This window comes from Mitsuaria sp. CC2 (assembly GCF_048957715.1).
Taxonomy (GTDB): Bacteria; Pseudomonadota; Gammaproteobacteria; order Burkholderiales; family Burkholderiaceae_C; genus Roseateles.
In genome coordinates this window covers 1-12,607 of sequence record NZ_JARVXN010000035.1, presented here as the reverse complement: position 1 = coordinate 12,607, position 12,607 = coordinate 1, and the positions used below count along the sequence as shown (strand labels likewise).

The following is a 12,607-nucleotide window of genomic DNA, read 5'->3' as shown; positions in this document are numbered from 1 at the left end:
GGGCGATTGGGTACGCAGATCGGCCGCTGTGCTGTCCACGGCGAGGCGAGCACACTGCCCGCGAACCGCTCACTCCACCGTCACACTCTTCGCCAGATTCCGCGGCTTGTCCACGTCGGTGCCGCGCGCGCAGGCCGTGTGATACGCGAGGAGCTGGAGCGGCACCGTATGCAGGATCGGGCTCAGCGCGCCGTAGTGCTCCGGCATGCGAATGACGTGGAGCCCCGGCTCGCTGTCGATCTTCGTATCCCCGTCGGCGAACACGAACAGCTCCCCACCCCGCGCCCGCACTTCCTGCATGTTGCTCTTGAGCTTCTCCAGCAGCGTGTCGTTCGGCGCCACCGTCACGACCGGCATCTGCGCCGTCACCAGCGCCAGCGGGCCGTGCTTCAGCTCACCCGCCGGATAGGCCTCGGCGTGGATGTAGCTGATCTCCTTGAGCTTCAGCGCGCCTTCCAGCGCAATCGGGTAATGCAGCCCGCGGCCGAGGAACAGCGCGTTCTCCTTGCGCGCGAACTCCTCGCTCCACGCGATCACCTGCGGCTCCAGCGCCAGCACCGCCTGCACCGCCACCGGCAGGTGGCGCAGCGCCTTCAGATGCTCCTGCTCCTGCTCCTCGTCCAGATGCCCGCGCGTCTGCGCCAACGCCAGCGTCAGCAGGAACAGCCCCACCAGCTGCGTCGTGAACGCCTTCGTCGACGCCACGCCGATCTCCGCGCCCGCCCGCGTGATGTAGGCCAGCGCGCATTCCCGCACCATCGCGCTCGTCGACACGTTGCACACCGTCAGCGTGTGCAGCATCCCCAGCGAGCGCGCATGCTTCAGCGCCGCCAGCGTGTCCGCCGTCTCGCCGCTCTGGCTGATCGTCACCACCAGCGTGCGCGGGTTCGGCACGCTGTCCCGGTAGCGGTACTCGCTCGCGATCTCCACATTCGTCGGGATCTTCGCGATGCTCTCCAGCCAGTACTTCGCCGTCGAGCCCGCGTAGTAGCTGGTCCCGCACGCCAGGATCAGCACCGAGTCGATCTCCTTGAACACACGGAACGCGCCGTCGCCGAACAGCTCCGGGCTGATGCCCTGCACCGCGTCCAGCGTGTTGGCGATCGCCACCGGCTGCTCGAAGATCTCCTTCTGCATGTAGTGCCGGTACGGGCCCAGTTCGGCCGCGCCGCTGTGCGCGTGCACGGCCTTCACCTCGCGCTCGACGTTGACGAAACGCCCCGTCGCCGCATCCTTGTTGCTGATCCAGTAGCGGCCCAGCTGCAGGTCGACGACGTCGCCCTCCTCCAGGTACACGATCTGGTCGGTCACGCCCGCCAGCGCCATCGCGTCCGAGGCGACGAAGTTCGCACCCGCGTAGTCGTCCTTGCCCAGGCCCAGCACCATCGGCGAACCCTCGCGCGCACCGATCACGCGGTGCGGCTCGTCCTTGTGGAAGACCGCGATGCCGTACGCGCCGCGCAATTGCCCCACCGCCGTCTGCACCGCCTCCAGCAGGTCGCCGTGATAGTGGAAATCGACGAGGTGCGCGATGACCTCGGTGTCGGTCTGGCTGTGGAAGACGTAGCCGCGCGACTTCAGCTCGGCGCGCAGTTCATCGTGGTTCTCGATGATGCCGTTGTGGACCAGCGCCACGCGACCCGGCTGCAGGTGCGCCTCGGCGCCCGGACCGTGCGAGAAATGCGGATGCGCGTTGTGCACCGCCGGCGCGCCGTGCGTCGCCCAGCGCGTGTGGGCAATACCTGTCCCCGCCGCAACACCGTCCTGCGCCGCCAGCGTCTGCAGCTCGGCCACCCGCGAGGTGCTGCGCGCGCGGCGCAGTTGGCCGTCCTGGTGGACCGCCACCCCGCAGGAGTCATACCCGCGGTACTCGAGCCGCTTCAGGCCCTCGATGAGGATGGGAACGATGTCCTTCTGGCTGACCGCGCCGACGATGCCGCACATGCTGTGTCTCCCCGGATGTCCGGATGAATTTGCGAATGGCGGAATGCTAGGCATCTCGGCAAGAAGGATGCTTTCAACATTCACCGATCGGTGAAAGAATCGATCACCATATCCACCATCCGGCTGATTCTTTCATTCGAGACATACTGATGGAATTTTCTCTCACCCTCGACGCCATCGACTTGCGGGTGCTGGACCTGCTTCAGCAGGACGCCTCACTGTCCAACCAGGCATTGGCCGAGCGCGCCCATGTGTCGCCCGCGACCTGTCTGCGCCGCGTGCGGCGGCTCGTCGAATCCGGCGTCATCGAGAAGCAGGTCGCCATCCTGTCCCCGGAGAAGCTGGGCGCGGGGCTGTCGGCGTTGGTGGAGATCACGCTCGACCGCCAGGGCGCGGAGCACCTCGATGCGTTCGAGGCCATCGCCGTCGCGGCGCCCGAGGTCCAGCAATGCTGGCGCGTGGCGCCGGGGCCGGACTTCGTGCTGGTGCTGCAGGTGACGGATATGCCGGCGTATCACGCGCTGGTGCAGCGGCTGTTCACGCAGCAGGCCAACGTCCGCAATGTGAAGGCATTCTTCAGCGTGAAGCGCGCGAAGTTCGAGCCGAGACTGGCGCTGCCTGCGGCGCGGCCTTGATCAGCGCTTGAGGATCAGCAGACCCTTGAGGTATTCGCCCTCGGGGAAGTAGATCGTCTGTGGATGGTCCGGCGTCGCCCCGACGCGGTCGAGGATCAGCCCGTCCGCGCCGGCGTCGATGCCGGCACCGGCCACGATCTTGTGGAAGAGCTCCGGCCCCACGCCGCCCGAGCACGAGAACGTGAACAGCAGGCCGCCCGGCTTCAGCAGCATCAGGCCGAGCCGGTTGATGTCCTTGTACGCCCGCGCGGCCCGTTCCGCATGCGCCGCCGTCGGCGCGAACTTCGGCGGATCGAGCACGATGGCGTCGAAGCTGCGCCCCTGCTTGAGCAGGTCGCGCAGCGTGTGGTTGACGTCGGCATCCAGCGCCGTGTGATGCGCGGGATCGAAGCCGTTGAGCGCCACGTGCGCCGTGGCGCGCGCCAGCGCCGGAGCGGACGAATCGACGCTGATGACCTCCGTCGCGCCCCCCGCGAGCGCCGCGACCGAGAAGCCGCCGGTGTAGCTGAAGCAGTTCAGCACCGATTGGCAGCCGTAGTGCTTCACCACTTCGGCGAACTTCCTGCGGTTGTCGCGCTGGTCGAGGTAGTAGCCGGTCTTGTGGCCCTCGGCCACGTCGAGGCTCAGCTTCCAGCTGTTCTCCGAGATGACGAGCTCGGTCGCGCCCTCGCCGCGCAGCCAGCCGGTGACGGGCGCCATGCCTTCGAGCGTGCGCACGTTCGCGTCGGAGCGCTCGTACAGGCGCGTGAGGCCCGTCTGCGCGAGCAGCAGGTCGGCGATCGTCTGCTTCCAGCGTTCGGTGCCGGCGGACAGGAACTGCGCGCTCAGCGTGTCGCCGTAGCGGTCGACGATCAGGCCAGGCAGGCCGTCGGCCTCGCCGTGGATCAGGCGCACCGCATCCGAGTCGATCGGCATGCGCGCCCGCAGCGCGAGCGCCGCGGCGATGCGGCGCTCGAAGAAGGCGGCGTCGATGCGCTCCTTCTCATCGAAGCTCCAGGCGCGCACGCGGATCAGCGACTCCGGGCTGAACGAGGCCCAGCAGAGGAAGCTGCCGTCGGCGGCTTCCACGCGCACGGTCTCGCCGGCGTCGGCCTTGCCCCTCGCGATCGAGCCCTCGAAGACCCAGGGATGACGGCGAAGGAGCGAGCGGTCCTTGCCCTCGCGGAGACGGATGGATTTCATGAGACGACTCTCTTCGATCGCGTACAGCCCCGATGAACACGGGGCAAACCCCGTTTTATCGGGTCTTTATCGCGAAGGCGATAATTTATCGGTCTGGCCGATGAAACTTGATGATTCGATTGCGCCCGACAACGATCAGCGCTGTGCCGCCGGCCCCAGCGTCCCGAACGCCCAGCCGATGTTCAGGCTGACCATCGGGGTGCTCTGCTTCTCCCCGCCGAGGGCCTTCCACTGGCCCACGCCGACCTTCACGCGCAGGCGGTCACGGCCGGTGCCTTCCCACTGCGCCCACACTTCGCCCTGCGACACGGCGCCGCCGCCGACCGCCACACCGCCGCCGCCGGCCGCGCCGACCATCGCTTCCGCGCCAACGCGCACGCCGTTCCACTTCGGCGAATGCGCGCCCAGGCCGAACATGCCGTACGAGAACGCGCCCGCCTTGCCCAGCGCCGCGCTGCCCGCCTGCGCCACGCCGTACCACGGCCCGCCGAAGTCGCGCGTCATGCCGATGCCCAGACCGGTCACGTTGTCCTTGGAGCCGTCCTTGAACTTGAATTCCTTGAAGTAGGGCATGCTCAGGTACAGCGCCTGCGCACGGATCGTGCCGGACTCCAGCGGCGGCGAATTGAGGATGCGCGACACCTTCTCCAACGGCAGCGCCAGCGAACCGCGCACCTGGAAGGACTCGTAGTTCCCCCACGGTGCCTTCATGTAGCCGGCGTCCAGCCGCAAGGTCGGACCCCACGGCGTGATCCAGCGCAGCGTCGGACCGACGCGCACCAGCCAGCCGCTGCCCGTGTCCATGTCGCCGCCGCCGCCCAGTCCGAACGAGAACTGGCCGCCGACGCGCAGTCGCTGGCTGCCGATGCCCCAGTCCTGCCCGGCGTTCGCGAGGATCTCCATGTAGCCGTCGTTGCCGCCGGATGCGGCGCCCGAGGCCTCCAGGCCCCACCACGACGAGCCATCGCCGAAGTACTGCCGCAGGTCGCCGCCGGCCTTGCCCTTGCGCCCCGTCAGCGGCAGGCCGCCGCGCGTGCGGCTGCTACTGCGCGGCTTCTCGACGCCCGCGCTCAGCGCGATCTCGTCGAAGCCCATGCCCGTGCGATCGCCCGCGCGACCCGGCGATCCGGAGTCGCCCGGGTTGAAGCTCAGGAACCGGTCCATCCGCCCGATCGTGAACGCGACGCCGGTGTCCTTGATGTTGCCGTTCCCGTTCGGGAAGGTGATGTGCGAGACGCCGACGCCGGCGTACCAGTTGCCGAACTCGCCGCGCAGCGAGAGCTCAGGTCGCAGCATCAGGCCACCGCCGGCGCGGACCTTGTCCGAACTCACACCGCCGCCCGCGCCCGCGTACAGGCTGGCCGCCAGATGCCAGTCCTGCGCGATCCGGAAGCGACGCTGCACGTTGAAGCCGACCGTGAACAGGCCGCCGAACTCGCCCTGTGCCGCGCCGTACGCGGCGGGGCCCAGGCCCCAGTCCTCGTTGATCGCCACCATGTAGTGCGCGCCCAGGAACGCCGTCTTCTGCCCCGTGGGCATCTTGACCGGCGACCAGTTCAGTTCGAACGCGGCAGGTCGGCTGTCGGTCGCGGTGATGACCGGCCGCTCCGATGCGTCGCTCGATGACGACTGGGCGTTCGCCTGCACCTGCGCCGCCATCAGGGCGGAGCACAGCAGCAGCGGGCGGGAGGGGAATCGCGAGGAAGTCGGAACGGTGCGGCGCATCGGAGGGACAGTCGGTTATTTCTTGCGGGCGCGGGGGTGCGCCGCGTCGTAGACCTTGGCCAGGTGCTGGAAGTCCAGCCGGGTGTAGATCTGCGTGGTGCTGATGTTGGCGTGGCCCAGCAGTTCCTGGACCGCGCGCAGGTCGCCGCTGCTCTGCAGCAGGTGCGACGCGAACGAATGGCGCAGCATGTGCGGATGGACGTGCGTGGGCATGCCCGCCGCCAGCGCGCGCTGCTTCAGGCGCTTTCGGATCTGGTCGGCGTTGAGCCGGCGGCCGCGCGGTCCGACCAGCAGCGCCGGTTCGTCCGCCGCCGCCCATTGGCCGCGCACCGCCATCCAGGCCCGCAGCGCCGTCATCGACGGTCCGCCCAGCGGCACCGCGCGTCGCTTCGAGCCCTTGCCCAGCACCTGCGCCTCGGCGTCCTCAGGCACGATCCAGCCGGCCGACGACGCCTGATGGCGCTGGTCCAGGCCCACCAGTTCGGAGACGCGCAGGCCGCTGCCGTAGAGCAGCTCGACCAGGCAGCGCTCCAGCGCCTCGGCGACCGGATCGGCCGCGTCCTGCTGGTGCTCGGCCAGCCGCACCGCGTCGTCGACGCCCAGCGCCTTCGGCAGCGGACGCCCCTGCTTGGGCGCGTGCAGGTCGGCGATCGGGTTCGCGTCGACCAGGCCGTTCTGGCCCAGCCAGCGGTACCAGCCCCGCCACGCGGACAGGATCAGCGCCAGCGTGCGCGGCTTGAGCTTCTCCCCGTGCAGCTTCGCGAGGAAGCGCCGCGCCTGATGCGCCGACAGGCGCAGCAGATCCTGGCCCTCGACGGAGGCCAGCCCCGTCAGCCGCTGCAGCGCGTCCGTGTAGAGCGTCAGCGTGCGCTCCGCCAGGCGGCGCTGCACGCGCAGGTGTTCGAGGTAGCGCTGCTGCTCGTCAGTCAGGCTGAGCGGGGACATGCGGAGCGATCGGGGGAGCGACCGGAGGAGCGGCATGCGGGTCGGCGTCCAGCAGGCGCGAGAGCGCGGCGCTGGCGATCTCGCCGACGCGGGTCAGGAACTCGGTCCCCATCTCGGCCGTGTAGCGGGTCGGATCCGGCGACCCCAGCACCAGCAGCCCGAACGGCTGCGACGGCGCACCCGTCGTCAGCGGCACCAGCGCCAGCGAGGCCACGTCGTCCTCGAGCCAGCGTGCCGCCTCGAAACCCGAATTGATGCCGCAGTACGGCTGGTTCAGGCTGCCCACGAAGGACTTCACGTCCGGGCTGACCTCGGAGGCGAACGGCGCCAGCGCGTGGCCGGCGTCGACGTTCCACAGGCGCAATCCCGCCTGCGGGATCAGGAACTGGTGGCGCAGCTCGCGCAGCAGCACTTCCGGCAGCTGGCTGTCGTCGCGCGTCAGCATCAGGGCCAGCGTCCAGCGGTGCAGCCGGTCGGCGATGGCGACGTTCTCCTGCCCGTTGCGGATCATCTCGATGATCTTGTGCTCCAGGCCGCGGATCTTGTCGCGCAGCAGCTCCGCCTGGCGCTCCTGCAGCGAGACCGCGCGCTGGCCGTGCGGATGCGAGATCCGGACGTTGGCCAGCAGTTCGGCGTGACGTTCGAAGAACGCCGGGTCATTCGCCAGGTAGTCGGCGATGTCTTGTTCGGTGATGCCTTCGATGCCGCTCACAGTTCGATTTCTCCTTCAAAGACCGTCTGTGCCGGCCCCGTCATGTAGACCGGGGCGGACAGCCCCGGGCCTCCCGGCGTCATGCCGGCCCATTCGATGCGCAGATCGCCGCCGCGCGTGTGCACCTCGACCGCGGCGTCCAGCCAGCCCAGCCGGATGCCCGCCACCACCGCCGCGCACGCGCCGGTACCGCAGGCCAGCGTCTCGCCGGCGCCGCGTTCGAAGACGCGCAGCTTCACTTCGCCGCGGCTGACGATCTGCAGGAACCCGGCGTTGACACGGCGGGGGAACGATTCGTGGTGCTCGACCAGCGGTCCGACGAGGCCCACCGGCGCCTGGTCGACGTCGTCGACCCGCTGCACCGCGTGCGGGTTGCCCATGGACACCACCGCGACCTCCGCCGTCATCCCGTCGCCCAGCGACAGCGGCCAGCGCTCGAAACCGTTCTCGTGGCGCGGCATCGTGTCCTTCGGGTCGAACGGGATGCGCGGCAGGTCGAAGACCGGCGCGCCCATGTCGACCGTGACGCGGCCGTCGTCCTGCAGGCGCAGCTCCAGCAGCGCGTTGATCGTCTGCACGCGGATGGTCCGCTTGTCCGTCAGCCCCTTGTCGACGACGTAGCGCACGAAGCAGCGCGCGCCGTTGCCGCACTGCTCCACCTCGGAGCCGTCCGAGTTGAAGATGCGGTAGCCGAAGTCGACGTCCGGCGCCGCGTCCTTCGCAGGGGCCTCGATCACCAGGATCTGGTCGCAGCCCACGCCGAAGCGGCGGTCGCCGACGCGCCGCAGCTGGTCGCTGGTCAGCGGCATCGGATGGCGCGTGGCGTCCAGCACGACGAAGTCGTTGCCGGCGCCCTGCATCTTGGTGAAGCGCAGTTTCATGGGAGCGGATTATCGGGAATACAGCGACGCCTCGCCGGGCGGTCGGGTCTTGAATCGCTTGTGGACCCAGAAATACTGGGCCGGGTGCTCGCGGATCCGGTCCTCGAGCCAGCGGTGGAAGTGGTTTGCGTCGGCTTCCATGTCGCCGCTCGGGTAGCCCTCCAGCGGTTCATGGGCACGGACGACGATGCCTTCGCCCTTGGGCAGCATCGTGACGATCACCGGCTGCACCACCATCCTCATGGTCTGCGCGATCTTGGCCGGCGCCAGCAGCGTGTTGGCCGGCACGCCGAAGAACGGGATGAAGGCCGAGTCCTTGGGACCGAAGTCCATGTCGGGCAGGTTCAGGAAGGAATAGCCGTCGCGGATCGCCCGCAGCACGCTGCGCACGCCCTCGTGGCGGTCGACCAGCTTGGTCGTGCCGAAGCGCGAGCGCGCGCGGCGCAGCGCGTCGTCGAAGAGCGCGTTGCTCTGCCGCTGGTAGATGCTGGCGCCAGGTCTTGCCTGGTTGAGCATCAGCGCCGGTCCGATCCAGTCCAGGCCCACGAAGTGCGGCATCAGCCACATCACCGGGCGGTCGACCTGTTCGGAGAGCTTGATGTTGCCCTCGATGCGCATCAGCCGGAGCAGCCGCCGGTCCGACGCGTACCAGAGCAGTCCGCGCTCCAGCAGGCTGCGGCCCAGCCAGCCGAAGTGCTCGCGCACCAGGGCCTCGCGTTCGGCCAGGGGCTTCTCGGGGAAGCAGAGCTCGACGTTGCGCAGCGCCACGCGCCGCCGCGATCCGGCCACGCGGTGCAGCAGCCCGCCCAGCCCCCAGCCGAGGGCGGCCAGCCAGCGCAGCGGCAGCCAGTGCAGCAGCCACAACAGGCTGATCAGCGCATATGTACCCAGTTTTCCCATCGACCGTCCGGCACCCTGTTCGGGCTCTTTCCTATAATGCCGCCCCAGTCGCCGAGTTAATCTGGACAACTTGCGGGGCGACTCATAAATCCCGCTAAAGCGTTCGCCGCCTGACTCCCGTCTCGGCGACGCCAAAAGGCAAGCCCGAAGGGCTCGGCCAGCAGGCTGTACCCGAAGACCGAATCACAGGAGTTTAAATTGGCGAGCGATTTCCTTTTCACCTCGGAATCCGTATCTGAAGGCCACCCCGACAAGGTGGCGGACCAGATCTCCGACGCCATCCTCGACGCCATCCTGGCGCAGGACCCGCGCTCCCGCGTCGCGGCCGAGACGCTCTGCAACACCGGCCTGGTCGTGCTGGCCGGCGAGATCACGACCAACGCCCACGTCGACTACATCCAGGTCGCCCGCGACACGATCAAGCGCATCGGCTACGACAACACCGAGTACGGCATCGACTACAAGGGTTGCGCCGTGCTCGTCGCCTACGACAAGCAGAGCAACGACATCGCCCAGGGCGTGGACCAGGCCTCCGACGACCACCTGAACACCGGCGCCGGCGACCAGGGCCTGATGTTCGGCTATGCCTGCGACGAGACGCCGGAGCTGATGCCCGCGCCGATCTACTACGCGCACCGCCTCGTGGAGCGCCAGGCCCAGCTGCGCAAGGACGGCCGGCTGCCCTTCCTGCGTCCGGACGCGAAGAGCCAGGTGACGATGCGCTACGTCGACGGCAAGCCGCACAGCATCGACACGGTCGTGCTGTCCACGCAGCATGCGCCCGAGATGTCGCTGGGCGACAAGATGAAGCCGGAGTTCTACGAGGCCGTCATCGAGGAGATCATCAAGCCGGTGCTGCCCAAGGAATGGCTGCAGGACACGAAGTACCTGGTCAACCCGACCGGCCGCTTCGTCATCGGCGGCCCGCAGGGCGACTGCGGCCTGACCGGCCGCAAGATCATCGTGGACACCTACGGCGGCGCCTGCCCGCACGGCGGCGGCGCGTTCTCGGGCAAGGACCCGACCAAGGTGGACCGCTCGGCCGCCTACGCCGCCCGCTATGTGGCGAAGAACATCGTCGCCGCCGGCCTGGCCAAGCAGTGCCAGATCCAGGTCGCGTACGCGATCGGCGTCGCGCGTCCGATGAACGTCACGGTCTACACCGAAGGCACCGGCGTCCTGCCCGACGAGCAGATCGCCGCGCTGGTCAACGAGCATTTCGACCTGCGCCCCAAGGGCATCATCCAGATGCTGGACCTGCTGCGCCCGATCTACGGCAAGACCGCGGCCTACGGCCACTTCGGCCGTGAAGAGCCGGAGTTCAGCTGGGAGCGCACCGACAAGGCGAAGGCGCTGCGCGCCGCAGCCGGTCTGTGATTCCCCTCATCCGGAATCGGTCATTTGCCGCACCTGCGGAAACTTGATCCCCCGACTCAGGGCCGCCTCGCGCGGCCCTGGTCGTTTCCGGAAGTCTGGCATCGCGGCAGAATGACCGCATGCACGCCATGCCCACTGCGCCGACCCCGTTGACCATCCTGATCGTCGACGACCAGAACGCCACCCGCGTGGCATTGACGGCGGAACTGGACCGGGCCGGTCACCGTGTGCTGGAGGCCGACAGCGCCGAGTGGGCGCTGGAGCTGTTCCGCCGCTACCGGCCCGACCTGGTGCTGCTGGACGTGGAGATGCCCGGCCACGACGGCTACTGGACCTGCCGCGAGATGCGCGCCGCCGAGCCCGGCGGCTGGACGCCCATCATCTTCCTGTCCCAGTTCAACCAGGACGAGGACGTCTGGAAAGGCATCGAGTCCGGCGGCGACGACTACCTCGTCAAACCGGCCTCCGCGATGATCCTGCACGCCAAGCTGCGTGCGATGCAGCGCCTGGCGCAGATGCGCTCTCGGCTGGTGCAGATGTCCGAGGAGCTGCGCGCGGCCAATGCGCAGCTGGAAGAGCTTTCCAGCGTGGACGCACTGACCGGCCTGATGAACCGACGCGCGCTGGACGCCCGGCTGCAGCAGGAACTGGACCTCGCCCGCCGCGAGGGCAAGCCGCTGACGCTGATGCTGTGCGACGTCGACCACTTCAAGCGCTACAACGACGCGGCCGGCCATGTCGCCGGCGACGAATGCCTGCGCCGCATCGGCCGGCTCCTCAAGGAGACCTGCCGCCGCCCGAGCGATTGCGCCGGCCGGTACGGCGGCGAGGAATTCGCGCTGGTCCTGCCCAACACGCCGCGCTCCGGTGCCATGACCTACGCCCGCGCGCTGATGCGCACGGTGGAGCTGGCTGCGATTCCGCACCCGGATTCGCCCACCGGCGCCACGATCACGCTCTCGGGCGGGATCACGACCTGCCTGCCCGACGACAGCACCAGCGCCGAAGGCCTGATCATCCGCGCCGACGACGCGCTCTACAACGCCAAGTCCACCGGCCGGAACCGCTTCTTCAGCTACGAGATGCAGATGGACACGGCGGAACAGCGCCGCGCCGTCGCCCCGGCCACCTCGCCAGCCGCACCCGCGGCGCCGCGTTCGTCCCCGACTTGAGGCATACCCGAACTGCTTTCGAGGGGACCGGCCCCGCATAATCGGCTCCGGCACAGCTTGTTGCCGCCTGTCGACGATGCCCGGCCATGGACGCTTCCGCCTCGCTGCCGCCTGCCTCGCTCCCTCCGCTGCGCATCCTGGTCGTGGATGACCAGGCCAGCACGCGCGGTGTCCTGTGCAGCCAGCTGCAGGCGATCGGGCACCTCACGCTGGAGGCGGACGGCGGCGACAGCGCCCTGGCCCGCTTCGACGGCGACCATCCCGACCTGGTGCTGCTCGACGTCGAGATGCCCGACCACGACGGCTACTGGGTCGCCAGCCAGATGCGGGCGCACGAGAACGGCGGCTGGACGCCGATCATCTTCCTCTCCAGCCGCGACCGCGACCAGGACCTCTGGCAGGGCATCGAGTCCGGCGGCGACGACTACCTCGTCAAACCCGTCTCCAACACCGTGCTGCAGGCCAAGCTGCGCGCGATGCAACGGCTGAGGCGCATGCAGACGCGGCTGCAGGAGGTCTCCGACGACCTGCGCCACAGCAACGCGCGGCTGGAGAAGCTCTCCGGCGAGGACCCGCTGACGCGCCTGCTGAACCGCCGTGCCTTCGACGCCCGGCTGGCGCAGGAAATCGCCTGCGCACGGCGCGACCAGACGCCGCTGACGCTGGTGCTCTGCGACATCGACCATTTCAAGCGCTACAACGACAACTTCGGCCATCTGGCCGGCGACGCCTGCCTGCAGCGCGTCGCGCTGCTGCTGCGGGAGACCTGCCGCCGTCCGCGCGACTGCGCGGCCCGCTACGGCGGCGAGGAGTTCGCGCTGATCCTGCCCGGCACGCCGCGCTCGGGCGCGATGACCTTCGCGCGGGCGGTGATGCGCACGCTGCGCACCTGCAACATGTGCCACCCGGATTCGGTCGAGCCGCATGTGACCCTGTCCGGCGGCATCACCACCTGCGTGCCCGACGCGGACACCACCGTCGAGGGATTGCTGCGGCGATCGGACGACGCGCTCTACACCGCGAAGTCCCGCGGCCGCAACCGCTTCTTCAGCTTCGAGATGCAGATGGACACCGTCGAGCAGGCACCGAGCGGCTTCGCGCCGCTCTGAGCCGCATCAGGGCTTGCTCCCGCTC

11 protein-coding genes are annotated in these 12,607 nt (G+C 69.0%); 4 read left to right on the top strand and 7 right to left on the bottom strand.

What is annotated here, in order from left to right; translation table 11 throughout:
• Positions 1–69 precede the first annotated feature (69 nt).
• Complete coding sequence (gene glmS / locus PV762_RS23385) at positions 70–1,944, bottom strand: glutamine--fructose-6-phosphate transaminase (isomerizing) (protein WP_421037388.1); 1,875 nt, start codon at positions 1,942–1,944, stop codon at positions 70–72.
• A 149-nt stretch (positions 1,945–2,093) separates the two neighbouring features.
• Between glmS and PV762_RS23380 the strand changes: the two genes are divergently transcribed.
• The gene (locus tag PV762_RS23380; RefSeq protein WP_421037387.1) at positions 2,094–2,579 is read left to right on the top strand and encodes an Lrp/AsnC family transcriptional regulator; all 486 of its coding nucleotides are present in this window, start codon (positions 2,094–2,096) and stop codon (positions 2,577–2,579) included.
• Here the strand turns inward: PV762_RS23380 and PV762_RS23375 are convergent, their stop codons facing one another.
• The 6 genes from PV762_RS23375 to PV762_RS23350 all read right to left on the bottom strand — a co-directional run bounded on the left by PV762_RS23375 (position 2,580) and on the right by PV762_RS23350 (position 8,924).
• On the bottom strand, positions 2,580–3,761 hold the full coding sequence (locus PV762_RS23375; protein ID WP_421037386.1) for a class I SAM-dependent rRNA methyltransferase: 1,182 nt from the start codon (positions 3,759–3,761) through the stop codon (positions 2,580–2,582).
• A 135-nt stretch (positions 3,762–3,896) separates the two neighbouring features.
• Positions 3,897–5,486, bottom strand: a complete 1,590-nt coding sequence (locus PV762_RS23370; RefSeq protein ID WP_421037385.1) for a hypothetical protein — start codon at positions 5,484–5,486, stop codon at positions 3,897–3,899.
• A 15-nt stretch (positions 5,487–5,501) separates the two neighbouring features.
• Positions 5,502–6,431 (bottom strand): tyrosine recombinase XerC, encoded by a 930-nt coding sequence (locus PV762_RS23365; protein ID WP_421037384.1) that lies wholly within the window; start codon positions 6,429–6,431, stop codon positions 5,502–5,504.
• Positions 6,409–7,143, bottom strand: a complete 735-nt coding sequence (locus PV762_RS23360) for a DUF484 family protein (RefSeq protein ID WP_421037383.1) — start codon at positions 7,141–7,143, stop codon at positions 6,409–6,411. Before PV762_RS23360 ends, PV762_RS23365 begins: the two co-directional genes overlap by 23 nt.
• On the bottom strand, positions 7,140–8,024 hold the full coding sequence (dapF, locus tag PV762_RS23355; RefSeq protein ID WP_421037382.1) for a diaminopimelate epimerase: 885 nt from the start codon (positions 8,022–8,024) through the stop codon (positions 7,140–7,142). The genes PV762_RS23360 and dapF overlap by 4 nt, the downstream gene beginning before the upstream one ends.
• Positions 8,025–8,033: 9 nt before the next feature.
• On the bottom strand, positions 8,034–8,924 hold the full coding sequence (locus PV762_RS23350) for a lipid A biosynthesis acyltransferase (protein WP_421037381.1): 891 nt from the start codon (positions 8,922–8,924) through the stop codon (positions 8,034–8,036).
• A gap of 198 nt (positions 8,925–9,122) precedes the next feature.
• Here PV762_RS23350 and metK point away from each other — a divergent pair, with 198 nt between their 5' ends.
• The 3 genes from metK to PV762_RS23335 all read left to right on the top strand — a co-directional run bounded on the left by metK (position 9,123) and on the right by PV762_RS23335 (position 12,582).
• Positions 9,123–10,301: a methionine adenosyltransferase gene (gene metK / locus PV762_RS23345; RefSeq protein ID WP_377157951.1), complete on the top strand. Its 1,179-nt coding sequence runs from the start codon at positions 9,123–9,125 to the stop codon at positions 10,299–10,301.
• A gap of 119 nt (positions 10,302–10,420) precedes the next feature.
• Complete coding sequence (locus PV762_RS23340; protein ID WP_421037380.1) at positions 10,421–11,473, top strand: diguanylate cyclase domain-containing protein; 1,053 nt, start codon at positions 10,421–10,423, stop codon at positions 11,471–11,473.
• Positions 11,474–11,559: 86 nt separating this feature from the next.
• Complete coding sequence (locus PV762_RS23335; RefSeq protein ID WP_421037379.1) at positions 11,560–12,582, top strand: diguanylate cyclase; 1,023 nt, start codon at positions 11,560–11,562, stop codon at positions 12,580–12,582.
• Positions 12,583–12,607: the final 25 nt, after the last annotated feature.